Below are 24,037 nucleotides of genomic sequence, written 5' to 3'. Positions count from 1 at the left end.
GTCGTTCAGGCAGCACACCCGAATAAAGGATGTGCTGCAGCAGAAACACTCAAGCGCTTACCGCTTTGTGGATCAGGATCAACGCCCCGGCACACGAGTCCTTCTGTGGACGCGAGGTGGTGGCGAGAAAGGCGGCTGGAATATACGGACGCATTGCTTCAGACAAACCACCACCGCACAATGCGATCGGCAGGTCTGGTGCGGTTGTCCGCAATGCGGCGCCAATAATCTTGATTTCGCGGCCAGCATCCAGCAAAAAGCCGCGAGCGACGGCATCTTTCTCGCCGTACTGAACCACGATGGGCGACAACGAGGCGCATTCGCCCTGTTTCATCTTGCCCATCCAGTCGAAAATCTTTTCTTTGGTATCGCCAACTACAGCCAGCAAGGCTCGGCCGAAGTCAGTCATTGGCTGCCGACCATCAAACAGGCGCTGGACATGGTTGATGGCTTTCAGGCCCAGATACGCACCCGAACCTTCGTCGGATGTCGGAAAGCCCCACCCGCCCACTTCCACGCGCTGGCCGTCAGGCAACCAGCCTTCACCAATGGAGCCTGTGCCCACTGCGATGACAGCGCCATGTGCGCCATTGTGCGCACCCAGCAAGGTAGAGAAACCGTCAGTTTCCACGATGATCTTGGCAAAGCCGGGGTTGCTGGCTTCAAACTCGGCCGCCCAGGTGCGGTTATGCACACCTGACATTCCCAGACCTACGGCGCATAGCGAGAAATCCGGACTATTGACGCCGATGGCAGAAAAGCCGTCGCGGACGGCCTGCAGTATGTTGGCCCATGCTTTATCGATGCCTTGTTGCAGAGCAGAAGCCCCCGCTTCAGCCCGCACCAGCTCTACGCCGTCCAGACCCGAGATACAGATACGCGTGCCAGTGCCACCACCATCCACGCCGATGAGGTATTGAAGACCACCCATGATTCGATTCCTTTCCATCTGTACTGACACTGCAATCATGTTGCGGTGCCGTTTATTTTCACCCATGCCTGGCATGTGGTGTTCACTTGCCACTGCCAAAAACGACAATGCCGCCCTGATGATGGCGGCATTGTAAGAATTAGGCAACGACTCTTGGTAAGGCGTTGCTCTCAATCAACGATTAGCAACACCAGGCAAGCTACTGACAAACGAAACCGCGCTGGTTTCGCCGCCCTTTACATGCAGACCGCATTCCTTGTTTTCCGGGTTTTCCCACCACCAACGGCCAGCACGCACGTCTTCACCCACGGCGATGGCCCGCGTACAGGGCGCGCAGCCAATCGATGGATAATGCTTATCGTGCAAAGCGTTATACGGCACGTTATTGGCTTTGATATAAGCCCAGACGTCTTTTTCGGTCCATTCAATCAGCGGGTTGAATTTTTCCAGGCCGTTGCCAGCGTCATATTCCTGATTACCCAAGTCGGTACGGGTAGGCGATTGTTCGCGACGCAGACCGGTTACCCAAGCCTTTTTACCGGTCAGTGCGCGTTGCAACGGTTCGATTTTGCGAATGTGACAGCAGCCTTTACGCATCTCCACCGAGTCGTAAAAGGCATTGATGCCATTGCCGTTCACAAATGCTTCAATCGCCACCGCGTCCGGGAAAAACACCTGCACCGGATGATCCGGATAACGTTCGCGCACGGTTTGCATCAGCTCGTAGGTTTCTGCAGGCAGGCGACCAGTATCCAGACTGAACGAAGCAATGCCGACGTTATGGCGGGCAATCAAATCAGTCAGCACCATGTCTTCGGCGCCAAATGAATTAGCAAACACGGCGGGAGAAAACTCCGCTGCAATACGGTTAAGCAGGGCCAGCGTATCGGCAATCTTGCTCTCGAGATCCATCAGACACTCCGGAAATATTTCAACAACGGCAATTTAGCCAGCGGGCTCAAGCCAGCCTCAAAACACTAACTTGCTGCCGACTAGCGCCAACATCAAGGCCAGCAGTGGTCGCAAAAAACGGTCAGGCAGACGGCCGGAAAGGTGACTGCCGATATAAATCCCCGGCAATGACCCCATCAGCAAAAAGCTCAATACCGACCAATCCAGATTACCCAAGCCGGCATGCCCCAGTCCGGCGATCATGGTCAGCGGCACCGCGTGGGCGATTTCGGTCCCGACCAGTCGGGAAGTGGGAATCAACGGATAGAGTAAAAACAGCGCCACAGTGCCCAAAGCACCGGCGCCAATCGATGACAACGTAACGATTACACCCAACACCACGCCGGTGGTCACCGTAGCGGCCAAATGCTGGCCCGAATCCGCTTTCAGAAAACCAGCCGGGTTGGCAGACAACTTCTGGATCAGCGGTTTGGCCAGAATCGCCGCTGCGGTCAGTAACAGCGCAACGCCCAGCGTATGTTTGATCAGACCATTGATGGCCGCCGTATCTGCTTTCAGGCTATGCAGCGCCCATAAAGTCAGCATCGATGCCGGCACACTACCCGCCGCCAGCAAGCCCGTGACCTTCCAGTCAATATTGCGATGCTTGTGGTGCACCCAGACGCCGCCAGCCTTGGTGATAGAGGCGTACAGCAAGTCAGTGCCGACCGCGGTGGCCGGGCTGATACCAAAAAACAACAGGATGGGCGTCATTAGAGAACCGCCACCGACCCCGGTGACACCCACGATAAATCCCACAATCAAGCCAGAAACAACAAACCCAACACCCATTACGCAACCTCGTCAGAGAGGGGTGCACGGGCTGGCCGTTCCCTCAGAACTGGCGATGATATCATTCGGTTTATAATGCTATAGACTGTTATGTTAAGATTTTAGAATGCGTGGTTATTTATTGGGAAAGCCATGAAATTACAGCAATTGCGGTACCTGGTCGAAGTCTCCAAGCAAGGGCTGAACGTCTCCGAAGCGGCAGAAAAGCTGCATACATCGCAACCGGGGATTTCCAAGCAGATCCGCTTGCTGGAAGACGAACTGGGCGTACAGATATTTATCCGTAACGGTAAACGCGTCGTCGACGTCACCGCGCCTGGCCGCGAGATTCTGCATATTGCTGAACGCATTTTGATGCAGGCGCAGAACCTCAAGCGCATCGGCGAAGAGTTTGTGAATGTCGAAGGCGGCAGTCTCACCATCGCCACCACGCACACGCAAGCCCGTTACGCGCTACCCAAAACCATCAAGGCGTTTCTGTCGCGCTACCCCAAAGTCCGGCTGTCCATCAAACAGGGCAGCCCGACCCAGATTAGTGAAATGGTGGTTGAGGGTGAAGCCGATCTGGCCATTGCTACCGAAGGCATCGATCACTATCCGGAGCTGGCCATGTTGCCATGCTACGAATGGAATCGCTCCATCGTGGTACCCGAAGGCCACCCACTCGCCGCGCTGGATCGCAAAATTGGGCTTGAAGACGTCGCCGCCTACCCGCTGGTGACGTATGACTTTGCCTTTACTGGCCGCTCATTGATCAACCGCGCCTTTGAAAGCCGGGGCTTGACTCCCAACGTGGTGCTGACTGCCATCGACTCTGACGTAATCAAAACCTACGTCAGCCTCGGTCTGGGTGTCGGCATTCTGGCCACCATGGCGTTTGAGCCAGAACGGGATCGCGGCCTGGTCGCCATCGATGCCGGTCATTTGTTCGAGCCATCGACCACGCGAATTGGCGTGCGCCGCGATGCGTATCTACGTGGTTATGCGTTTGAGTTCATTGAACTGTTCTCACCGCATCTCACCCGCGAAATGGTGCAAGGCTCGCTACTGATGAATGAGCCGGAAGGTGAAGAAGAAGAGTAAGCGGCCCGCGCAGGCCTGCATTACTCACCAATAAAAAAGGCCAGCAATGCTGGCCTTTTTTATTGGCTACCCGGATATCTTAATCCGTGTATTAACTCAGACGGCGGCAACAAGCCGCACCGAGAGCGGCTGACCACCCTCGGCCAACATCAATAGCCGATCAATGTTCGGATGCTTGCCCGGATGCTTGAGCGCATCTTCAGTGTGCTCGGCATACAAGCGCAGGCCTTTATCTGCCGCAACCGTATCAATCGCGCCAAACTCCTGATACAGCGCATGGTAAACGCGCACGCTGCCAGCCTGACCCGGCCGGTTTTCCAGGCGGGCCGCAACGGCCTCACCCTCCAGCAACTCCAATGCACCCAAATGATCTACGCTCGGCAAGGTTGCCAGCACTTCGCTAAATTGCATGTTTCCAATCCTGATCGTTGATTCTGGAATTGATCCTGAATAGTAAAAAAGACGTCAAAGCCCCGCTGCGGCCGGACCCCATACCTGTTCAAAGCGGGTGCGGCCAATCAATACGGCCGGTTCGAGCATATCGGCGACGGCATATTGCGCATCACCACTATCGCGTTCAATGGGCTCGGGCAAGGCTTGATCCGCCGGGTCAAACAATGCCGCAATCAAGGGCGCCACTTCGTTAGACGAACGCTTCACCACGCCCACCTCGCCATTGGCCAGACGCACAACAGCACCGGGCGGATACAAACCAAGCGTGTCGCCAAACAACCTGCCCAGCTTGGCATCGGCCCCACCATGACCGCGCAAGGTGCGGAATAACGCGCTGTCTACCACGCTACCGCTACGCCACGCTGCCTGCGTCAACATGGCGCAATAGCGATCGGCCAGCCCGATCAAGCGAGCTTCAAAGCAAATCTGCTCGCCCTGTAAATGCACCGGGTAACCACTGCCATCGGGCAGTTCGTGATGCTGCAACACGCAGTCGAGCCACAGTTGGTCCGATACACCATAGCGGCGCAGTAAATCGCGACCTATCTGCGGATGTTGATGCATTGAGGTGCGTTGTTCCGGAGTCAACGGTCCGGCCTGGCGGGACAGTGTTTCCTGCAGCGCCATCATGCCAATATTCATGGTCAGCGTTGCGCTTAACACCGACTGGCGATCCTGCACGTTCATGGCCAGTCGCCGACACACCAGTTCCACAACCAGCGCCGTGTCTACGGCATGACGAATACCATAACCGCCCTCTTGTGCATGCAGGATCACGGCCAGCGCCACATCCTCGTTTTGCGTACAGGCTTGCTGTAGCAATTGCGCGATATCCGCGATGCGTTGCGAGAAGTCCGCCTGCAGTTGCTCGGCCTGCAGCGCTTCAAACAACTGAAAACGCGCATGCAATACCAACCCGGCCACCGAACTCGCGCTGCTGGCTGGGGAGGAATTGGTATCGTGGATCGATGACGCGGCAGGCATGGTCGGGAATGGGTCCGTAAGTGGGCCGAAGTGGCCTCTGATTCTAGCTTATGTGTCGGCTGCGTGGCCCGGTCATAACCGGAGCGATCCGCGCCAGCAAGTCAGAGTCAGACTTCGTCGATCCAGGCCAGTTGAATGGCTTCAAGAATTTTCTCGCCACAATGCTTGGGATCATCATTGAAGTCGTCGAGCGCCATCACCCATTCCATCAGATCGGTAAAGCGGATGGTTTTCGGGTCGATTTCGGGAAAGCGGTCAGCCAGTTCGATGGCGATATCGCGGGAATCTGTCCATTTCATGCCGGGTTCTCCTCTTTGACGCGAGCAACGCGTCCGGTGGTGAGTGCCACAAGTTCAGTCGGGGTGAGCCGGAAAACGCTGTTGGGCGTACCGGCGGCGGCCCACAATTCTGCATAAGTCAGCAGGTCTTCGTCGATCAAAGTAATCGGTTCTTCGATATGCGCTACCGGCGCAACACCGCCAATGGCAAAACCGGTTTTCACACGCACAAAATCGGCATCTGCGCGGCCAACCTTTTCACCCACCAGTTCCGCCACGGTTTTTTCGCACACGCGATTACGGCCACTGGTGACCACCAACACCAGCCGCTGGCTGGGTTTGGCTTTCAGAATGATGGATTTGGCAATTTGCGCGACATCGCAGCCAATAGCCTGAGCAGCATCGGCAGCAGTGCGGGTTGATGCATCAAAGGTCACAATCCGCGCGGCAATATCATGCCGGGCGAGAACATCGGCGACCCGTTGCTGGCTGGCAGAGATCGCGTCAGTCATCAGTGATTTTCCCGCGCGTGGTTGATGGTGTATTTCGGAATTTCCACTACCAGATCGGTGTCTTCAACCAGCGCCTGGCAAGACAAACGCGATTGCGCAGTCAGGCCCCAGGCTTTGTCCAGCAAGTCGTCTTCCAGTTCATCACTGGGTTCCAGGCTATTGAAGCCTTCGCGCACGATCACGTGACAGGTCGTGCATGCACACGATTTCTCGCAAGCATGTTCGATTTCAATATCATTTTGCAGCAGGGCATCACAGATCGACACACCCGGTTCGGCTTCAATGACCGCACCATCCGGGCACAGCGAGGGATGAGGCAGTACGACGATTTGAGTCACAGTGCAGTCCTTTTAAATCTCAGAGTTCGCCAATTTTTTGACCCGCCAGGCCGCGCTTGACCGCTGCATCCATACGGCGGCCAGCGAACTCACCCGTCACCTGGTTGAGCTCTTCAGCGGTGGTGCGAATGGTATCGGCATTGTCGCCTTGCAGTTGCTGCACCAGGCGAGCCAGTACGGTGTCGATTTCCACGCGCTCTTGCGCATTGAGCAAATGGCCATCGGATGCCAGCGCGGCTTCGGTAGCTTGCAGCAGGCTGGTGGCTTCGACCTTGGCTTCGGCCAGTTTGCGGGCGGTCATGTCATCGGCTGCAAATTTCATCGAATCCAGCAGCATCTTGCCGATTTCATCGTCACTCAAGCCATACGATGGTTTCACCGCAATGCTGGACTCCAGCCCGGTAGACAACTCACGCGCCGACACGGACAACAAGCCGTCTGCATCGACCTGGAAGGTCACGCGAATGCGGGCTGCGCCAGCGACCATCGGCGGAATGCCGCGCAGTTCAAAGCGCGCCAGCGAGCGGCAATCCGCAACCAACTCACGCTCGCCTTGCAAGACATGGATCGCCATGGCGGTCTGGCCGTCTTTGAACGTGGTGAACTCCTGGGCGCGAGCAGTCGGGATAGTGGAGTTACGCGGAATGACTTTCTCGGTCAGACCACCCATGGTTTCCAGACCCAGCGACAGTGGAATCACATCCAGCAGCAGCCATTCATCGTCGCCCTTGTTGCCAGCGAGCACATCGGCCTGCATCGCTGCGCCCAAGGCCACGACTTTATCCGGGTCCAGATTGGTCAGCGGCGCTTTGCCAAACAAATCGGCCACGGCACGGCGTACCTGCGGCATGCGGGTGGCTCCTCCAACCAGCACTACGCCTTTGATATCGGCAATGGTGAGCTTGGCATCGCGCAACGCTTTTTTGACTGGCGTAAGTGTCTTTTGCACCAGATGCGCGGTGATCTCATGCAGTTGAGCCACAGTGAGCTCGACGTCGATCATTTCGCCATCAGACAACAACGCGGTGAGATGCGTGCTGTCATGGTCAGTCAACGCCTCTTTGGCTTCGCGGGCACGGGTCAACAGCAGGCGCGAGTCCTGTGCGTTCAAGCGCGAGATACCGGCTTGCTCCATGGCCCAGCAGTGAATGCGATGGTCAAAATCGTCGCCACCCAGTTGCGAATCGCCCGAAGTGGCTTTGACTTCAAACACGCCACGGGTGAGCTCAAGGATGGAGACATCAAAAGTGCCACCGCCCAGGTCGTACACCACGTAAGTGCCTTCTGCGCCGTTATCCAGACCATAGGCGATCGCGGCAGCGGTAGGTTCGTTCAGCAAACGCAGCACGTTCAAACCGGCCAGTCGCGCCGCGTCTTTGGTCGCCTGGCGTTGGGCGTCGTCAAAATACGCCGGAACGGTGATTACCGCGCCAACCAGTTCGCCACCGAGACTTTCTTCGGCACGATTTTTCAAGGCACGCAGGATGTCCGCAGAGACCTCAACCGGGCTTTTCACCCCAGCCATCGTCTGTAGCTTGAGCATGCCGGGTTCGTCGACAAAACGGTACGGCGTAGCCAGATCGGCTATGTCTTTCAAGCCGCGGCCCATAAAGCGTTTGACCGAAACCACGGTGTTGGATGGGTCTTTGTTCTGGCGCGCTTGCGCAGCATGACCCACCGTGATGACACCTTCGGCGCCGTAGTTCACCACCGATGGCAGCAAGGCACGGCCCTCAGCATCCGGCAAACAGACTGCACTACCGCTGCGAACTGTCGCGACGAGCGAATTGGTGGTACCCAGATCAATACCGACCGCCAGACGATGCTGGTGCGGGGCGGCAGACATGCCAGGTTCGGCGATTTGCAGCAGGGCCATTGGTCCTGTCCTCTAAAGTCAAAAAGGCGCGCGTTTGCGATTCGCGCGCCTGTAAACGGTTGGGTTATCGTTGCCGACAAACCCGGTAATGAGTGCATTTTTGTTTCGGGCCTGCCGGGTCAATCCACCCGAATTCCAGGCCGAAAAGAAAAATGGTCTCGCTGGCTAATCATTCACTGCGGCGTGGCCAAAACCAGTCAGACCAAATCAATACAGCACGGACTCAATCGCGTTACCGATTTCCTGATCCAGCTTTTCCATAAAGCGCAGTTTGCGCACTGCCATCGCCGCATCCGCATAACGACCTTCGTCATCGATCAGGCGGCCGAGTTCATCTTCCAGCGCGTGAATTTCCTGACGCAATTCACCGTTCAGCTCTTCCAGCCGCTCCACATTTTGCGAGGCTTTGCCTTCGGCAATATGTTCACGCCAGATCATCTGATTCATCAGAAAATCCATCGGCATGGCGGTGTTGGTTTCTTCTTCGGTATCTACGCCATTCAATTGCAGCAAATAGCGGGCACGGGCGACGGGAGACTTGAGTGTTTGCCAGGCTTCGTTCACTTGCGTGGCGATCTGCAGCGACAAACGCCGTTGCGCATCGTCAGCACTGGCAAAGCGGTCAGGATGATACGTAGCTTGCAAGGCGCGATATTGCGTCTCCAGCGCTTTGCCATCAAGAGCAAAGGTCGCGGGCAACTGGAATAGCTGGAAATGAGTCTGATTGAAATCGAAAGTCATGGACGACGCGGGCCGCAAGCTATGAAAGTACCAAGATTAACAAGAAAACAACCCAACACCGTGTTTCTTGTTGCAGTTATCTACCGGAACTATTCCAGCGCGCCGATGCGGCACTGCCGGCATCAGGCTCTGGTCGCGTCGCTCAAACGTGGAAGCTTTCGCCGCAGCCGCACTCGTTCTTCACGTTCGGATTATTGAACTTGAAGCCTTCGTTCAGGCCTTCTTTGGCGTAGTCCAGTTCTGTGCCATCGATATATGGCAGGCTTTTGGCATCCGTGAAAATCTTCACGCCAAAGCTTTCGTAGACCACGTCGGTTTCGCTTTGCGCATCGACGAATTCCAGCTTGTAGGCCATGCCCGAACAGCCGGATGTTTTCACTGCCAGGCGCACGCCCACACCCTTGCCACGGCGGGCGAGGTAACCGGCAATATGCGTTGCCGCGCGTTCACTCAAAGTCAAAGACATTCACCGAACTCCGTAGAGGGTGCGCATTCATGCGCACCGTCAGCTTGACCGCGTTCGCACGCAAAAGCGTGCAAACCCTACCGCTCACTCGCAATTTACGCGTCGTGCTTTTGCTTGTAGTCGAGCACTGCAGCCTTGATGGCGTCTTCCGCCAGGATGGAGCAGTGGATTTTCACCGGCGGCAGTGCCAGTTCTTCAGCAATATGGGTGTTCTTGATCGACAGTGCTTCGTCCAGGGTTTTGCCCTTGACCCACTCGGTCACGAGCGAGGACGAGGCAATCGCCGAACCACAGCCGTAGGTTTTGAACTTGGCGTCTTCAATTACGCCGTCCGCGCCCACCTTGATCTGCAGCTTCATCACGTCACCACAGGCCGGTGCGCCGACCATGCCGGTGCCTACGGTTTCGTCGCCCTTTTCAAACGAGCCAACGTTGCGCGGGTTTTCGTAATGGTCGATCAGTTTTTCGCTATATGCCATGAGATTCTCCTGAGAGGGATGAGCCGCAAAGGTGAGGCGTAAACCTCAAACCCGTTCGCTCATCGCCATAAAATATTCTGCTGTTTAACCGTTCAAGTCGAAGTGCAGGTTTGGCGCTATCAATCTTCGCGCCTTACTGCGCAAACACAATTAGTGCGCAGCCCACTGCACCTGGCTGATATCGATGCCGTCTTTGAACATTTCCCACAGCGGGGAGAGTTCACGCAGCTTGCCGATCTTTTCATGAATCAATTTGATGGCGAAGTCGATATCTTCAACCGTAGTAAAACGGCCGATAGTGAAGCGGATCGACGAATGCGCCAGCTCATCGGAACGACCGAGTGCGCGCAGCACATAAGAAGGCTCCAGACTGGCCGAGGTGCAGGCAGAACCGGACGACACGGCCAGTTCTTTCAGCGCCATGATCAGCGACTCGCCTTCAACAAAATTGAAGCTCACGTTCAGGTTATGCGGAACGCGTTGTTCCAGATCACCGTTCAAGTGGGTTTCTTCAATATCGGACAAACCCGCCCACAGCCGATCACGCAGCATGCGGGTGCGTTCCAGTTCGGTGCCCATTTCTTCGCGTGCCAGACGATACGCTTCGCCCATGCCCACGATCTGGTGAGTCGCCAGGGTGCCGGAACGGAAACCACGTTCGTGGCCGCCACCGTGCATTTGTGCTTCCAGGCGAACGCGTGGCTTGCGGCGGATAAACAGCGCGCCGATGCCTTTCGGTCCGTAAGTCTTGTGCGCCGACAGGGCCAGCAGATCGATTTTGCTCTTTTGCAGATCGATCGCTACTTTGCCGGTGGCTTGTGCAGCGTCGACATGGAAAATAATGCCTTTCTCGCGGCACAGATCGCCAATGGTATCGACGTCTTGAATCACGCCGATTTCGTTGTTCACGTACATTACCGAGATCAGGATGGTGTCCGGGCGGATGGCGGCTTTAAGCACGTCCATATCCAGCAGACCGTCGTCTTTCACATCCAGATAGGTAACTTCGAAACCTTCACGTTCCAGTTCACGCATGGTATCGAGCACGGCTTTGTGCTCGGTCTTCACGGTGATCAGGTGCTTGCCTTTGGATTGGTAGAAGTGCGCCGCACCTTTAATGGCCAAGTTGTCTGACTCCGTCGCGCCGGACGTAAACACGATTTCCTTGGCATCGCAGTTCAGCAACGCGGCAACTTGCTCACGCGCTTCTTCCACGGCCGATTCCGTTTCCCAGCCATACGCGTGCGAACGCGATGCCGGGTTGCCGAAATGTTCGGTCAGGTACGGAATCATTTTCTGCGCCACGCGCGGATCAACCGGGGTGGTAGCAGAGTAATCAAGGTAAATCGGCAACTTGCGGTCCATTGCGGGTACTCCGTACTCAATCTGTGCTTGTAAGAGTTTCTGGCTGGTTCTACTTCTTGGCTTGTCTGACTCTACTGCCAGGTTGACGCCGATTCATGGCATCACACCTGTTAAATATCTTTGTTCCTGGCTTATGCGCCCGGCAGCAAACTGGCGGCTTCCACCGGCTTGGTATGACGCTGATCCAGCAACACTGCGGATTGGCATTGTTCTTTGCGACGCAGCTTTTCGTGCTGTTGTTCGACCAGTTGCGCCAGCGTCACTGACGACAAATAGTCGTAGATCGTTTTGTTCAGGCTGGCCCACAAATCGTGAGTCATGCAGCGATGGTCTTCCAGGCAGTTTTCCTTGCCGCCACATTGGGTAGCGTCAATGGGTTCATCCACGGCCTTGATGATCTCCGCCACGGTGATCTGGTCCGCACTACGCGCCAGACAGTAACCACCGCCCGGTCCACGCACGCTTTCCACCAGTTCACGGCGGCGCAGCTTGCCAAACAGTTGTTCCAGGTAGGAAAGCGAAATCTGCTGGCGCTCGCTGATACCAGCCAAGGTCACCGGCCCTTTGGCTTGGCGCAGGGACAGGTCGAGCATTGCCGTAACGGCAAACCGGCCTTTGGTCGTCAGTCGCATCGCTTTGTCCTGGGTGGTCGAATAGGGTGAATCGTAAAATACCCTACAGTTTTAGTCAAGTAAAAGCCCTGGTAGTTCAGTCGGGTTTTCGCGGTCTAATGGCAGCAGCAGCGCACTCAATCCACAATCCGGTTCAGGTAATTGGGATCAAACGAATCCTGCTCGGCCCGTTCCTGGGTGCAATCCACACCCAACTGTTCCAGTCGGGCCAGAATCATTTCCAGGCGCTTGTCGGTGATGACGGAATGATCCAGCAAACCGTGAATGGCCTTGGCGGTGGGGTCATTCATGTCATCGCTAATGCCGTAAGCAGAAAAACCCATCTTCTGCGCTTGTTCAGCACGGGCTTTGTCGCGTTCTTTGTCGACCATGCGCGCCAGATTGGCCACCATGGTCGCGCCAGCCGGAACCGCTTTGATCACCACTGCGTTCGGGCCAATCTTGGCGCCCTGCCCGACCACAAATCCGCCCAGTACTTTGGCACCGGCACCGACCACCACACCGGCTTCCAGCGTGGGGTGGCGTTTGCCTTCATGCAAAGATGTCCCACCGAGTGTCACGCCTTGGTACAAGGTGCAATCGTCGCCAACCTCGGCTGTTTCGCCAATCACCGTACCCATGCCATGGTCGATAAACACGCGGCGGCCAATGGTCGCGCCGGGGTGTATTTCGATGCCGGTCAGCCAGCGACCAAAATGTGACACCGTGCGCGCCAGCAATTTGCAATCACGCAGCCACAAGCCGTGAGCCATGCGATGCAACGTTTGCGCCTGAAAGCCCGGGTAACAGATCACCACTTCCCAAATCGAACGAGCGGCGGGGTCGCGGTCAAGAATGGCCCGGATGTCTTCACGCAAGCGATCTAGCATAAGCAGCTGGCTTTCAGGGAAGGTTAGAAAGCCGACTATTTTACTCGACTTTTATTTGTAAGACCAGCCGCACACACCAACCTAACTCATTGATATTGTTACAATATTTTTTCATCACGATTTTGCGGCAGCTAATCTGCAGATCGAATGCCGAGTGTTTTTCGGGTAAATCCGCCGCCTAAAATACTTCAAACGCCGCTTTACGCCAATCAATAACGCCCTCGCGCAGCCGTGCGTTATTGCGCGAAGGTGTAGGCCAAAGACAACGTCTGGCGGCTGATTTCGCGACATTCACAATAAATTCAGGAAAAACCGAAAAACACGCGGTAGTCTATGCGCCGACCTATCCGGCGGAGCCGACCATGCATGAGACTCTCCTGACACAGCTACTGGCTCTGCCGCATCTGACCGAACGCACTTTCGTGGGCGGCGCCGCGCTGTTTCGCTTTCACCAACGTGTGCAAGTACAGCGCACGCCGTACTTTGTGCCGTGCCTGATTGCCGTATTGGCGGGCGAGAAGCACATCAAGACCGGGCAAAATGAATACGTCTGCCGCGCGGGCGACTGGTTTACCGTCAATGCGGGCACCGAAATCACCTTCACCAACGTGCCCGATCCGGACAACGGTTATTTCGCCGCAGTGGTGATCGCTGCCGATGCCAGCATGCTGCAACGGTTCCGCCAACGTTATGCCAGCGTGCTGCCCGCCCGGCTCGATGGCGATCCTCAGATTCAACCTGACGAAAACTGCCGCAAGGCGCTGGCCGATTATGTGGGCGAAATTCTGCTGCCGCATCACGACAAGCTGTCTGACGCGCTGGTCGAGTTGCGCTGGGAGGCCTTATGGCTGGCGCTGGCCCGTCAAGGTGTTGGCCGCGAGTTGCTGATGGCGCAACCTGGCCGCTGGCGCGAACGCGTGGTCTGGGCAATTTACAGCAACGTCGCCGCTGACTGGCGGGCCGACGACGTTGCTCGCAAGCTGGCACTGAGCGAATCATCGCTACGTCGCCGTTTGCGCGATGAAGGCACATCGTTCAGCGAATTACTCAACGATGTGCGCATGGAACGGGCACTGGGCATGGTGCTGGATGGTCATACGCCGATCCAGCGCGTTGCCGAGGCGTGCGGCTATTCATCCCCCTCACGCTTTGGTGCGGCTTTTCGTTTGCGCTTTGGTCTGGCGCCGTTGGCCTTGCGAGCCTCGTTTGAGCAATCCCCGACGGACTTTTTACCCAAGGCTGGCACGACAGAACGGGCAACAGCCGACATGCAAAACGCCTGAACCGTACACGCTGATACGACGGTCCGCTGCCGTATATTCTGAATTTTGACCGGCACGGGCGAGAATCTGACCGATTGCGGCGATACCTTCGCGCCCTGTTTTCGTAAATTGAGACTGCGTTTGATTTGAGAGATGCGGATGCATACCGCAGCACGATATCCAACACAGTAACGAGGAACGAAGCCCATGAAACAACCTATCCAACTTCTCTCCGCCACTATCCTGGCGCTAGCCGCAAGCTACGTCAGTGCCGCTGATTTTGTACTGACCAGCAAAGATGTCACCAACGGCGCTACCTTGTCGCAAAAACAAGTGGCCTATGGCGATGGCTGCCGTGGCCAGAATATTTCGCCTGATCTGGCTTGGCAGAACCCGCCTGCCGGTACGCAAAGTTTTGCAGTGATCATGCACGACCCCGACGCGCCGGGCGCGCATGGCTGGTGGCATTGGCTGCTTTTCAATTTGCCTGCCAGCACCAACCATCTGGTCGCTGACGCTGGTGGCTATGGCGGCAAGGGTTTGCCCGCGGGCGCGCAGCAAAGCAACTCCAGCGGCGGGAGTGCCTATTGGGGCGGCGCTTGCCCGCCGCAGGGCGACAAACCGCATCACTACAACTTCACTGTTTATGCGCTGAAAGTGCCCAATCTGGCAGTAAAACCGGATGACAGTCCGGAGCGGGTCAGCGCTGCCATTCAGGCGCAGGCCATCGGCAGCGCGACCATCACTGCCACCTACGGGCGCTGATGCCCGTGGCTTGAAGCGGGCCAATGAACAATCGGCAGTGCCAATCATCGCCCGATGATCTGGCCCACTTTAATGGCCGCCGCCACATTGCGCGCGGCTAGCCGCACATTCTGCGCCGCCTGGACTAGTGCCTCGTCTAGCGTGCTGGCGGAGTGCAATACACTGAATACGGCGTCGATACCATGCTGGTAAACCACGGCCACATCGCCGGATAAACTTCCGGCAATGCCAATCACTGGCACGCCGTGGCGTTGCGCCACCAGCGCTACGGCCATGGGCGTTTTGCCATGAATGGTCTGGCCGTCCATGCGCCCTTCCCCCGTGATGACCAGATCGGCATTGCGTATTGCCGCATCCAGCCCCACAGCTTCGGCGACGATATCACCGCCCGCACGCAAACGACCCTGCAAGAACGCGAGCATACCCGCGCCCATGCCACCAGCAGCGCCAGCTCCGGCGACGTTATTCACATCCAGGCCCAAGTCGCGCTGAATGATCCCGGCGTAGTGCGCGAGATTGGCATCAAGCTGGCGCACCATCTCTGGCGTCGCGCCTTTTTGCGGGCCAAATACCGCAGAAGCGCCGTTCGGGCCGGTGAGCGGATTATCGACATCACAAGCGACTTCAATCGCACTTTGCGCCAGGCGCGGATCAAGTCCAGCCAGATCAATATTGGCAAGATGCGCCAGCGCAGCGCCACCGCGCCCGAGTTCCTTGCCCTCGGCCGTGATAAAACGCGCGCCCAGCGCCTGGGCCATTCCCACGCCACCATCGTTGGTGGCGCTGCCGCCAATACCGAGAATGAAATGGCGAGCACCCGCGTCCAGCGCGGCACGAATCAACTCGCCGGTGCCATAACTGGTGGTAAATAGCGGATTGCGTTGCGCTGGGGTCAGCAATGCCAAACCACTGGCCGCAGCCATTTCGATCACTGCGGTACGGCCATCACCGGTCAAGCCATAGAACGCGGCCACCGGCTCGCCTGACGGCCCGGTCACCGTCACCTCAATGCGCCTGCCTTGCGTGGCCTCAACCATGGCTTGCACTGTGCCTTCGCCCCCATCCGCCATCGGCATCTTGAGGTAATCCGCAGATGGAAAGACTTCGCGAAATCCGGCTTCGATCTGGATGGCAACTTCCAGCGCGCTCAGGCTTTCCTTGTATGAATCGGGAGCAATAACGATTTTCATGTTTGTGTATTCGCGGTAACGGGTGCGCTAGCGGATTCGCTAATCCTGAATTGCAATCCCGTCAGATGCAACGAATTGCTCACCCAGCCCTCGCGGAGCCGCACCGCTTTGGGGTGAATGAACTACCGAACCGTAGCAAAAGAGCCGCCAAACGCCCCGAGATCGATCACACCATCGTCGATCAACCCGCGCCCCAAACCATGTCCGGACAAGGGAATCACATTGTGCAAAGTGCCAGGGAGCGTCACGCGCATTTCCGCGTCGCCCAGATTCAGCGCTACCAGGATGGTGGTGTCATCCAGTTTGCGGGTAAACAGCAGTACCGGCTCAGGCGCTTTGTAGAACTTGATGTCCCCGCGGATCAGCGCCGGATAATGGCGGCGCCATGCCAGAAAATGCCGGGTGAAATTGAGCACCGAATCCAGTGGCCGTTCTTGCACCGTCGCGGCATGCGCTTTGTGTTCCTCGGGGATGGGTAGCCACGGTGTGCCCACCGTGAACCCGGCGTTGGCTGCATGCTTTTTCCAGGGCATGGGCGCGCGGCAGCCATCGCGGCCTTTGAACTGCGGCCAGAACGCTTTGCCATACGGGTCTTGCAGCAAATCAAAAGGAATATCGGCTTCGGGCAGGCCCAGCTCGTCGCCCTGATAAATACAACTGCTGCCGCGCAAGGTGGTCAACAGCGCCAGCACCATTCTGGAAAATTGTGGATCAGCCACATTGTGGCCCCAGCGAGTAAGCACCCGCGGCACGTCATGATTGCCCACCGACCAGCACACCCAGCCCGGCTTGTCGTAATTGGCCAGATGATGCTCCATCGCCAACACCTGGCCGCGAATGAACTCGGCTGAATAATGTTCGGTCAGCAAATTGAAACTGTAGGCCTGATTGAGCTTGTCGCCGCCCGATGTGTATTCAGCCATGCGCGTTAATGAGTCATCGTCCCCCACCTCGCCCACACTGGCTGCACCATATTGGTCCAGCAGCTTGCGTAGACGCTTGAGAAACTTCAGATTTTGCGGGCGACTTTTGTCATACAAGTGCTGCTGCATGCCGTAGGGATTAGCAGCAGTGACGGTGATGTCATCCACCACTGCGGCGGGCGGATTGCTGCGCAGTTTGCGGTCGTGAAAGTGGTAATTGCAGGCATCAAAGCGAAAACCATCCACACCGCGTTTCAGCCAGAACTCGATGTTATCCAGAGTCGCTTGTTGTACGTCTTCGCAATGAAAATTCAGGTCTGGCTGTGAGACCAGAAAATTGTGCAGGTAGTACTGCCGCCGTTGTGCATCCCATTGCCATGCTGAACCACCGAACACCGAAAGCCAGTTGGAAGGCGGCGTGCCATCGGATTTGGCATCGGCCCACACATACCAGTCAGCCTTGGGGTTATCACGGCTTTGGCGGCTTTCTTCAAACCACGGATGCACGTCCGCGCTGTGCGACAGCACCTGGTCAATAATCACCCGCAAACCGGCTTTGTGCAGATCCGCCACCAGCGCATCAAAATCGGCCAGCGTGCCAAACAGCGGATCGACCTCGCGGTAATCGGCAACGTCGTAGCCAAAGTCCTTCATCGGCGATTTGAAAAAGGGCGAAATCCACACCGCATCGACGTTCAAACGCTTCAGGTATGGAACGTGCTGGCGAATACCGGGCAGGTCGCCCACGCCGTCACCATTGCTGTCCATAAAACTGCGTGGGTATATCTGATAAATCACTGCACCGCGCCACCACGCCTTACTTTGTTTAGCCATGTGTCGCCCTTAATCTGGTCAGGGTGAAACGCAAATTTTTGTCAGATTTCGCTGAAAACTTAGCAAGCCAATATTGCAGAACAGCATCCGCGTAACCGTTGAGCTATAAATTAACTTAATGTAGTGGAGCCAGAGACAGTACAACGCCGGTTGGCCCGGTTCTGGGTCGGCCTGGTTCTGAATGAGCATGCAACGCAGTTGTATATAGCACGTGACATCAATCCGTTTGCCTATAAACGCCCACCAAGAGATCGCGTCATGCCTTATAAGCTAGCAACCGCCGCCCGGGATGCCCTGTTCACTGGCGATCACGCCGATCCATTCTCGATACTTGGTCTGCATGAAACTGACGAAGGCTTGGTGGTGCGCGCTTTTCAGCCGGATGCAACTGAAGTCAGCGTTATAGACATCAACGCCCGCAAGCTGGCCACGCTGGAACGCACCGATGAGCGCGGTTTTTTTGAAGGTGTTATCCCGCGCCGCAAAAACCGCTTTGCCTACCGCTTGCTGGTGACCTGGGAGCACGGCCAGTTTGATCTGGAAGATGCTTATCGGTTTGGCCCGAGTCTGGGCGATATGGACATCTGGCTGCTGGCAGAAGGGACACACACTCGCCCCTATGAAAAACTGGGCACGCATCCGACCACCATTGATGGCGTCGGTGGCGTGTCATTCGCTGTGTGGGCGCCCAACGCCCGCCGCGTAGCACTGGTCGGCGATTTCAATTTCTGGGATAGCCGCCGCAATCCCATGCGGTATCGGCCTGAATGCGGTGTCTGGGAATTATTCATGCCCGGCGCGCAGATCGGCCAACTCTACAAATACGAAATTCGCGACCACAACGGCGATGTGTTTTTGAAGTCCGACCCGTATGGTTTGTCGATGGAGTTGCGGCCAGGCACAGCCTCTCGCGTTAGCCGTTTGCCGGCGTGGGTGGAGCCGAGTGTTGAGCGCCGCCAGGCCAATGCCTTTAACGCGCCGGTTTGCGTTTACGAAGTGCATCTTGGTTCATGGCGACGCATCCCCGAAGAAGGCCAGCGTTGGCTCACTTACCGCGAACTGGCCGATCAACTGGTGCCATATGTGCAAGGTCTGGGCTTTACCCATATCGAGTTGATGCCGGTGAATGAGCATCCGTTTGATGCCTCCTGGGGCTATCAACCGCTAGGGCTCTATGCGCCGACCTCACGTTTTGGTTCGCCCGATGACTTCCGTCATTTTGTCGACACCGCACACAAAGCCGGCTTAGGCATCATTCTGGATTGGGTGCCTGGACACTTCCCCTCCGACGCCGCGGGGCTGGCCACCTTTGACGGCACTCACCTGTACGAACACGCCGATCCGCGCGAAGGCTTTCATCAGGACTGGAACACGCTCATCTTTAACTACGGGCGCAATGAGGTCCGCAATTACCTGATCGGCAACGCGTTGTACTGGGTCGAGCGTTACGGCATTGACGGCCTGCGGGTCGATGCCGTGGCCTCGATGCTCTACCGCGACTACAGCCGCAAAGAAGGTGAATGGATTCCCAACCGCTTTGGCGGGCGGGAGAACCTGGAAGCCATTGATTTTCTCAAACGCATGAACGAAACCGTCGGCACGGTGCGCCAGGAGGCGATCACCATTGCCGAAGAATCCACCGCCTTCCCGGCCGTAACCCGACCGCCTGCCGATGGCGGGCTGGGCTTTCACTTCAAGTGGAATATGGGCTGGATGAACGACACGCTGTCGTACATGATGCTGGACCCGGTGCATCGCAAACATCATCACAACAAGATGAGTTTTGGATTGATGTACGCGTGGCACGAAAACTTTGTGCTACCGCTGTCGCACGATGAAGTGGTCCATGGCAAAGGCTCACTGCTGACCCGCATGCCCGGCGATACCTGGCAAAAATTTGCCAATCTGCGCGCGTATTACGCCTTTATGTGGGCGCATCCGGGCAAGAAGCTGCTGTTTATGGGCTGCGAGTTCGCCCAGGGCCAAGAGTGGAATCACGAAACCAGCCTGGATTGGCATTTGCTGGAAATCGATTGGCATCGTGGCGTGCAAACGCTAGTGCGCGATCTGAACCAGACTTACCGCCGCGAAGGTGCGCTGTATCAGAAGGATTTCACCGAGGAAGGGTTTGGCTGGATCAGCGCCGACGATGCGGCCAATTCGATCTACGCCTTCTTCCGCCGCAATGACGTGGCCGGTGAAGAAATCGTGGTGATCTGTAACTTCACCCCGGTCCCGCGCGAAGGCTACCGGGTGGGCGTACCACACAGCGGCCAGTACGCCGAAATCCTCAATACCGATTCGCAATATTACTGCGGCGGCGACATCGGCAATCCGCCGCAATACACCACTGATGAAGCTTGCAACGGCTTTGCCCAATCGCTGCTGCTGACCTTGCCACCTCTGGCGACCATCTATCTGAAGCGGGTAGCACCATGACGCTGCAAGAAGGGCGTGGCTGGCCGCTTGGTGCCTCTTTCGATGGCGAGGGCATCAACTTTGCCTTGTTCTCGGAGAACGCCACGGCGGTCACACTGTGTCTGTTTGATGCCGCCGGCACCGAAACCAGGCTGAGCTTGCCCGCTAACGAGAACGGCATCTGGCATGGCTATCTGGCCAATGGCAAACCGGGACAGCTTTACGGGTATAGGGTGAGCGGCCCTTATGCGCCGCGTGACGGACATCGTTTCAATCCCAATAAATTATTGCTCGACCCCTACGCCAAGGATGTCGTCGGGCATGTCCACGATCACTCGAACTTTCTGGGGGATGATCTGGAAAACCCGGGTCAGGCAGATCCGACCGACAGCGCTGAACTCGCCCCCAAAGCGAGAGTCACGGCCGAAACATACGATTGGGAAGGTGACGTTGGCCCGCGTCATCCATGGTCACAAACCGTGATTTACGAAGCCCACGTCCGCGGCATGACCATGCTGCACCCGGATGTGCCTGAAGCATTGCGTGGTTCCTACGCCGGTTTTGCGCACCCCGCCGTGATTGCGCATTTGCAAAAGCTGGGCGTGACGACGGTTGAATTGCTACCGGTAACGCTGCATGCCGACGAACCGCGTTTGCAACGCATGAACCTGGTCAATTACTGGGGCTACAACCCGCTGGCGCTGATGGCACTGGAAACGCGTTATTGGTCCGGCGCCAAAGGCAGTACGCCGCTTTCCGAGTTTCGTGATCTGGTCAAAGCGCTGCATCATGCGGGTTTTGAAGTGATCATGGATGTGGTGTTCAACCACACCGCCGAACTGGATGCGGCTGGGCCCACGCTGTCGCAACGCGGCATTGATAACGCCAGTTATTACCACCTGACTGGCGATGGCAATTACGAGAACTGGACCGGTTGCGGCAACACTCTCAAGCTCAGCCACCCGCGCATGTTGCAACTGATGATGGACAGCCTGCGTTATTGGGTTACCGAATGCCATATCGATGGCTTTCGGTTTGATCTGGCCCCGATCATCGGCCGTGGCGCCAGTGGCAGCTTTACCACGCAAGCCGGGCCGTTTGCCGCCATCGCGCAAGATCCGATTCTCAGCCGCGTCAAATTGATTGCCGAACCGTGGGATGTCGGCACAGGCGGCTATCAACTTGGCCACTTTCCACCCGGCTGGGCGGAATGGAACGACCAGTATCGCGATACCCTGCGCCGCTTCTGGCTACACGATGGGGTCAATCGCGGTCAGTTGGCACAACGCCTGGCGGCCTCCAGCGATCTGTTTCATATTCCGGGTCGCAAGCCGTGGGCATCGATCAACCTGATCACCGCGCATGATGGCTTCACGCTGGCCGATCTGACCAGTTACAACCAGAAGCACAACAAGGCCAATGGCGAGAACAATCGCGATGGTCACAGCGATAATCTGTCATGGAATTGCGGCGAAGAAGGCCCGACTGACGACGAAGACGTGCAACTGCTGCGCGACCGCTCACGCCGGGCGCTACTTGCCACGCTGTTCCTGGCGCAAGGCACGCCCATGCTGCTGGCTGGCGATGAACTAGGTCAAACCCAGGGCGGTAACAACAATGCGTTTTGCCAGGACAACGCCACCAGTTGGTTGAACTGGTCCAGTGCCGACACCGGCCTCACCGACTTTGTGGCCGAGCTGATTGCCCTGCGCAAAAACTGCCCGGCGCTGGTTAATGGCCAATGGTGGCGCGAGACGCCGTCCACCGAAGCCGATGAATACGATGTGCAATGGCTCAACCCGTCGGGCGGGCTGTTGAAATCGCATGACTGGGATGACAGCGCCGCCCGCGCCATGATGCTGGCCTTGAACGGCGGCATCCTGGTGTTGATCAACGGCTCGGCTCACCAACTGGAATTTCGCTTGCCAGCCGGTTGCTGGCGAGTAAAGCTTGCAAGTGCGCAGGCCAGAGAATCAGGTCTGCATCAGGATGAATACCGCGCATCACCGCGCAGTGTGACGGTCATGCTGTCGGACGAATGCCCTATCGACGCCCCTGCCCTGTCTATCCAGACCCAAAACAAAAATACGCCAACATCAACGGACTGAAAAATCATGAGTACCCAAACTATCCAGACCCAGCCTTTTACCGGCCAGAAACCGGGCACCTCGGGTCTACGCAAGAAAGTCGGCGTGTTCCAGCAACGGCATTACCTGGAAAACTTTGTCCAGGCCATCTTTGACGCGCTGGGCGATGTCAAAGGCAAAACCTTGGCGCTCGGCGGCGATGGCCGCTATCACAACCGAGTCGCCGTGCAGACCATTCTGAAAATGGCCGCCGCCAACGGCGTGGCCAAAGTCATGGTCGGTAAAGGCGGGATTCTATCTACGCCCGGCACCAGTTGCGTGATCCGCAAACACAAATTGTCTGGCGGCATTATTTTGTCGGCCTCGCATAACCCGGGCGGGCCAGATGGCGACTTTGGCATCAAGTACAACATTGATAACGGCGGCCCGGCACCCGAGAAAGTCACCGACGCCATTTTCGCCAAAACCGAGACCATCACCCGCTATCTGATTTCCGGTGCGCTGGATTACGACATCGATACCATCGCCAGCGGCACGCTGGATGGCATGACCGTTGAAGTGATCGACCCGGTGGCCGATTACGCTGAACTGATGCAGCAATTGTTTGATTTCAATGCTATCAAAACCTGGCTGGACAATGGCCATCGTATCCGTTACGACGCCTTGTCTGCCGTGGGCGGTCCTTACGCGATAGAGATTCTGGAAGGCTTGTTGGGTGCGCCCAAGGGCTCAGTGGTTAACGGTATTCCGCTGGAAGACTTCGGCGGCCATCACCCGGACCCCAACCCGGTTTACGCCACCGATCTGATCGAACATCTGGATGCAGCCGACGCTCCCGATATCGGCGCTGCTTCGGATGGCGATGCTGACCGCAACATGATTGTCGGGCGCAAGCTCGTGGTCACGCCGTCAGACAGCCTGGCGATCATCGCCGCGCACGCCACGGTCGCGCCAGGTTACAAGAGCGGGCTGGCTGGCATTGCGCGCTCTATGCCGACCTCGCAAGCGGCCGATGTTGTCGCCAAGGCGCTGGGGATTCCGGCTTATGAAACCCCAACCGGATGGAAGTTTTTCGGCAACTTGCTCGATGCGGGCAAAGCGACTGTGTGCGGCGAAGAAAGTTACGGCACCGGTTCCAACCATATCCGCGAAAAAGATGGCGTCTGGGCCGTGTTGTTCTGGCTGAACATTCTGGCCGCCACCGGTAAGGGCGTGGCCGAGATTGTGGAAGAACACTGGGCAAAGTTTGGCCGTCACTTTTACTCGCGCCACGATTTTGAAGGCATCGACACTGACGCCGCCAATACGCTGATGAGTGATCTGCGCGGCAAGCTGACCACTCTGGTCGGTACGCAACTGGCCAACCGCACCGTACAACTGGCGGACGACTTCGCCTACCTCGATCCGGTTGACGGTTCGCTGTCCCAGAAACAAGGCGTGCGCATCATTTTTGCTGATGGCAGCCGCATCATTTACCGCCTGTCTGGCACCGGTACGGAAGGTGCCACGCTACGGGTCTATCTTGAAAGCTACGAGGCTGACGTCACCCGTCACGCCACGCCGCCGCAAGAGGCATTGGCCGACCTCATCACCGCATCTCGTGAACTGGCGCGCATTGCCGAACTAACTGGCCGTAAGGAACCCACGGTCGTGACCTGAAACCACTAGTACCCGCGCCAAAGCCGTCAGGGTGGCAACACCTGGCCTGACTTTGCAACACGTCAGCCGCCAGGTGCCTGCCCAAACAGATTTGTGAACGGTTCTAACCCATATAAAGAGGGCAGACAAATGGGCGCTCACCAGAAAAC

23 protein-coding genes are annotated in these 24,037 nt (G+C 57.0%); 6 read left to right on the top strand and 17 right to left on the bottom strand.

Going from position 1 to position 24,037, the window contains the following annotated elements; genetic code table 11:
• Positions 1-49 precede the first annotated feature (49 nt).
• The 3 genes from P4L78_RS05415 to P4L78_RS05405 form a co-directional block, all read right to left on the bottom strand.
• Entirely contained in the window at positions 50-931 is an 882-nt protein-coding gene (locus P4L78_RS05415; protein ID WP_309327183.1) for a BadF/BadG/BcrA/BcrD ATPase family protein, read from the bottom strand.
• A gap of 174 nt (positions 932-1,105) precedes the next feature.
• Positions 1,106-1,843, bottom strand: a complete 738-nt coding sequence (locus tag P4L78_RS05410) for a phosphoadenylyl-sulfate reductase (RefSeq protein WP_283148366.1) — start codon at positions 1,841-1,843, stop codon at positions 1,106-1,108.
• Between the two features lie 57 nt (positions 1,844-1,900).
• Positions 1,901-2,674: a sulfite exporter TauE/SafE family protein gene (locus P4L78_RS05405; RefSeq protein WP_309327182.1), complete on the bottom strand. Its 774-nt coding sequence runs from the start codon at positions 2,672-2,674 to the stop codon at positions 1,901-1,903.
• Positions 2,675-2,806: 132 nt separating this feature from the next.
• Here P4L78_RS05405 and cysB point away from each other — a divergent pair, with 132 nt between their 5' ends.
• Positions 2,807-3,757 (top strand): HTH-type transcriptional regulator CysB, encoded by a 951-nt coding sequence (gene cysB / locus P4L78_RS05400; RefSeq protein ID WP_283148364.1) that lies wholly within the window; start codon positions 2,807-2,809, stop codon positions 3,755-3,757.
• A 96-nt stretch (positions 3,758-3,853) separates the two neighbouring features.
• On the opposite strand, the gene P4L78_RS05395 is transcribed toward cysB, so the two are convergent.
• The 12 genes from P4L78_RS05395 to cysE form a co-directional block, all read right to left on the bottom strand.
• Entirely contained in the window at positions 3,854-4,168 is a 315-nt protein-coding gene (locus P4L78_RS05395; RefSeq protein WP_283148363.1) for a DUF2322 family protein, read from the bottom strand.
• A 54-nt stretch (positions 4,169-4,222) separates the two neighbouring features.
• A complete protein-coding gene (locus P4L78_RS05390) occupies positions 4,223-5,194 on the bottom strand; it encodes an HD domain-containing phosphohydrolase (RefSeq protein WP_309327181.1) in 972 nt (323 codons plus the stop codon).
• A 107-nt stretch (positions 5,195-5,301) separates the two neighbouring features.
• Positions 5,302-5,493: a Fe-S cluster assembly protein IscX gene (gene iscX, locus P4L78_RS05385; RefSeq protein ID WP_283148361.1), complete on the bottom strand. Its 192-nt coding sequence runs from the start codon at positions 5,491-5,493 to the stop codon at positions 5,302-5,304.
• Positions 5,490-5,984: a YbaK/EbsC family protein gene (locus P4L78_RS05380; RefSeq protein WP_309327180.1), complete on the bottom strand. Its 495-nt coding sequence runs from the start codon at positions 5,982-5,984 to the stop codon at positions 5,490-5,492. The genes iscX and P4L78_RS05380 overlap by 4 nt, the downstream gene beginning before the upstream one ends.
• Positions 5,984-6,322 carry an ISC system 2Fe-2S type ferredoxin gene (gene fdx, locus P4L78_RS05375; protein ID WP_283148359.1) on the bottom strand — a complete coding sequence of 113 codons (339 nt, stop codon included), beginning with the start codon at positions 6,320-6,322 and terminating at the stop codon, positions 5,984-5,986. Before fdx ends, P4L78_RS05380 begins: the two co-directional genes overlap by 1 nt.
• A 19-nt stretch (positions 6,323-6,341) precedes the next feature.
• The gene (hscA, locus tag P4L78_RS05370) at positions 6,342-8,198 is read right to left on the bottom strand and encodes a Fe-S protein assembly chaperone HscA (protein ID WP_309327178.1); all 1,857 of its coding nucleotides are present in this window, start codon (positions 8,196-8,198) and stop codon (positions 6,342-6,344) included.
• A 207-nt stretch (positions 8,199-8,405) separates the two neighbouring features.
• Positions 8,406-8,939, bottom strand: coding sequence for a Fe-S protein assembly co-chaperone HscB (gene hscB / locus P4L78_RS05365; protein WP_283148357.1), 534 nt, complete (start codon positions 8,937-8,939; stop codon positions 8,406-8,408).
• Between the two features lie 142 nt (positions 8,940-9,081).
• A complete protein-coding gene (iscA, locus tag P4L78_RS05360; protein ID WP_283148356.1) occupies positions 9,082-9,405 on the bottom strand; it encodes an iron-sulfur cluster assembly protein IscA in 324 nt (107 codons plus the stop codon).
• A gap of 95 nt (positions 9,406-9,500) precedes the next feature.
• Positions 9,501-9,884, bottom strand: a complete 384-nt coding sequence (iscU, locus tag P4L78_RS05355) for a Fe-S cluster assembly scaffold IscU (RefSeq protein ID WP_283148355.1) — start codon at positions 9,882-9,884, stop codon at positions 9,501-9,503.
• A 150-nt stretch (positions 9,885-10,034) separates the two neighbouring features.
• Positions 10,035-11,249 carry an IscS subfamily cysteine desulfurase gene (locus P4L78_RS05350; RefSeq protein ID WP_283148354.1) on the bottom strand — a complete coding sequence of 405 codons (1,215 nt, stop codon included), beginning with the start codon at positions 11,247-11,249 and terminating at the stop codon, positions 10,035-10,037.
• Positions 11,250-11,380: 131 nt separating this feature from the next.
• Positions 11,381-11,881, bottom strand: a complete 501-nt coding sequence (gene iscR / locus P4L78_RS05345) for a Fe-S cluster assembly transcriptional regulator IscR (protein ID WP_283148353.1) — start codon at positions 11,879-11,881, stop codon at positions 11,381-11,383.
• A gap of 116 nt (positions 11,882-11,997) precedes the next feature.
• The gene (cysE, locus tag P4L78_RS05340; protein ID WP_309327175.1) at positions 11,998-12,750 is read right to left on the bottom strand and encodes a serine O-acetyltransferase; all 753 of its coding nucleotides are present in this window, start codon (positions 12,748-12,750) and stop codon (positions 11,998-12,000) included.
• Positions 12,751-13,112: 362 nt separating this feature from the next.
• Here cysE and P4L78_RS05335 point away from each other — a divergent pair, with 362 nt between their 5' ends.
• Together P4L78_RS05335 and P4L78_RS05330 are read left to right on the top strand one after the other, a co-directional pair.
• Positions 13,113-14,033 (top strand): AraC family transcriptional regulator, encoded by a 921-nt coding sequence (locus P4L78_RS05335; RefSeq protein ID WP_309327174.1) that lies wholly within the window; start codon positions 13,113-13,115, stop codon positions 14,031-14,033.
• Between the two features lie 186 nt (positions 14,034-14,219).
• Positions 14,220-14,777, top strand: coding sequence for a YbhB/YbcL family Raf kinase inhibitor-like protein (locus P4L78_RS05330; protein ID WP_309327173.1), 558 nt, complete (start codon positions 14,220-14,222; stop codon positions 14,775-14,777).
• Positions 14,778-14,821: 44 nt separating this feature from the next.
• On the opposite strand, the gene P4L78_RS05325 is transcribed toward P4L78_RS05330, so the two are convergent.
• Positions 14,822-15,967 (bottom strand): glycerate kinase, encoded by a 1,146-nt coding sequence (locus tag P4L78_RS05325; protein WP_309327172.1) that lies wholly within the window; start codon positions 15,965-15,967, stop codon positions 14,822-14,824.
• Between the two features lie 122 nt (positions 15,968-16,089).
• A complete protein-coding gene (locus P4L78_RS05320) occupies positions 16,090-17,724 on the bottom strand; it encodes an alpha glucosidase (RefSeq protein ID WP_309327171.1) in 1,635 nt (544 codons plus the stop codon).
• Positions 17,725-17,982: 258 nt separating this feature from the next.
• Here P4L78_RS05320 and glgB point away from each other — a divergent pair, with 258 nt between their 5' ends.
• From glgB to P4L78_RS05305, 3 genes are read left to right on the top strand one after another with little or no spacing between them, the layout of a single operon-like run.
• Positions 17,983-20,163 carry a 1,4-alpha-glucan branching protein GlgB gene (gene glgB / locus P4L78_RS05315; RefSeq protein WP_283148347.1) on the top strand — a complete coding sequence of 727 codons (2,181 nt, stop codon included), beginning with the start codon at positions 17,983-17,985 and terminating at the stop codon, positions 20,161-20,163.
• Positions 20,160-22,250 (top strand): glycogen debranching protein GlgX, encoded by a 2,091-nt coding sequence (gene glgX, locus P4L78_RS05310; protein ID WP_309327170.1) that lies wholly within the window; start codon positions 20,160-20,162, stop codon positions 22,248-22,250. Before glgB ends, glgX begins: the two co-directional genes overlap by 4 nt.
• A gap of 6 nt (positions 22,251-22,256) precedes the next feature.
• The gene (locus P4L78_RS05305; RefSeq protein WP_309327169.1) at positions 22,257-23,888 is read left to right on the top strand and encodes an alpha-D-glucose phosphate-specific phosphoglucomutase; all 1,632 of its coding nucleotides are present in this window, start codon (positions 22,257-22,259) and stop codon (positions 23,886-23,888) included.
• Positions 23,889-24,037 lie beyond the last annotated feature (149 nt).

It is taken from the genome of Silvimonas sp., assembly GCF_031291215.1.
Classification (GTDB): domain Bacteria; phylum Pseudomonadota; class Gammaproteobacteria; order Burkholderiales; family Chitinibacteraceae; genus Silvimonas; species Silvimonas soli.
Note: the sequence above shows the minus strand (reverse complement) of the source record. Positions and strands in the feature narration are given on the sequence as shown.

Coding starts and splice junctions, on each gene's coding strand:
- P4L78_RS05335 (WP_309327174.1), top strand. CDS start 13,113: ATGCATGAGACTCTCCTGACACAGCTACTGGCTCTGCCGCATCTGACC.
- P4L78_RS05395 (WP_283148363.1), bottom strand. CDS start 4,168: ATGCAATTTAGCGAAGTGCTGGCAACCTTGCCGAGCGTAGATCATTTG.
- P4L78_RS05380 (WP_309327180.1), bottom strand. CDS start 5,984: ATGACTGACGCGATCTCTGCCAGCCAGCAACGGGTCGCCGATGTTCTC.
- iscA (WP_283148356.1), bottom strand. CDS start 9,405: ATGTCTTTGACTTTGAGTGAACGCGCGGCAACGCATATTGCCGGTTAC.
- cysE (WP_309327175.1), bottom strand. CDS start 12,750: ATGCTAGATCGCTTGCGTGAAGACATCCGGGCCATTCTTGACCGCGAC.
- glgX (WP_309327170.1), top strand. CDS start 20,160: ATGACGCTGCAAGAAGGGCGTGGCTGGCCGCTTGGTGCCTCTTTCGAT.
- P4L78_RS05390 (WP_309327181.1), bottom strand. CDS start 5,194: ATGCCTGCCGCGTCATCGATCCACGATACCAATTCCTCCCCAGCCAGC.
- P4L78_RS05305 (WP_309327169.1), top strand. CDS start 22,257: ATGAGTACCCAAACTATCCAGACCCAGCCTTTTACCGGCCAGAAACCG.
- P4L78_RS05325 (WP_309327172.1), bottom strand. CDS start 15,967: ATGAAAATCGTTATTGCTCCCGATTCATACAAGGAAAGCCTGAGCGCG.
- iscX (WP_283148361.1), bottom strand. CDS start 5,493: ATGAAATGGACAGATTCCCGCGATATCGCCATCGAACTGGCTGACCGC.
- P4L78_RS05405 (WP_309327182.1), bottom strand. CDS start 2,674: ATGGGTGTTGGGTTTGTTGTTTCTGGCTTGATTGTGGGATTTATCGTG.
- hscA (WP_309327178.1), bottom strand. CDS start 8,198: ATGGCCCTGCTGCAAATCGCCGAACCTGGCATGTCTGCCGCCCCGCAC.
- P4L78_RS05350 (WP_283148354.1), bottom strand. CDS start 11,249: ATGGACCGCAAGTTGCCGATTTACCTTGATTACTCTGCTACCACCCCG.
- iscR (WP_283148353.1), bottom strand. CDS start 11,881: ATGCGACTGACGACCAAAGGCCGGTTTGCCGTTACGGCAATGCTCGAC.
- hscB (WP_283148357.1), bottom strand. CDS start 8,939: ATGACTTTCGATTTCAATCAGACTCATTTCCAGCTATTCCAGTTGCCC.
- iscU (WP_283148355.1), bottom strand. CDS start 9,884: ATGGCATATAGCGAAAAACTGATCGACCATTACGAAAACCCGCGCAAC.
- cysB (WP_283148364.1), top strand. CDS start 2,807: ATGAAATTACAGCAATTGCGGTACCTGGTCGAAGTCTCCAAGCAAGGG.
- glgB (WP_283148347.1), top strand. CDS start 17,983: ATGCCTTATAAGCTAGCAACCGCCGCCCGGGATGCCCTGTTCACTGGC.
- P4L78_RS05410 (WP_283148366.1), bottom strand. CDS start 1,843: ATGGATCTCGAGAGCAAGATTGCCGATACGCTGGCCCTGCTTAACCGT.
- P4L78_RS05415 (WP_309327183.1), bottom strand. CDS start 931: ATGGGTGGTCTTCAATACCTCATCGGCGTGGATGGTGGTGGCACTGGC.
- P4L78_RS05320 (WP_309327171.1), bottom strand. CDS start 17,724: ATGGCTAAACAAAGTAAGGCGTGGTGGCGCGGTGCAGTGATTTATCAG.
- P4L78_RS05330 (WP_309327173.1), top strand. CDS start 14,220: ATGAAACAACCTATCCAACTTCTCTCCGCCACTATCCTGGCGCTAGCC.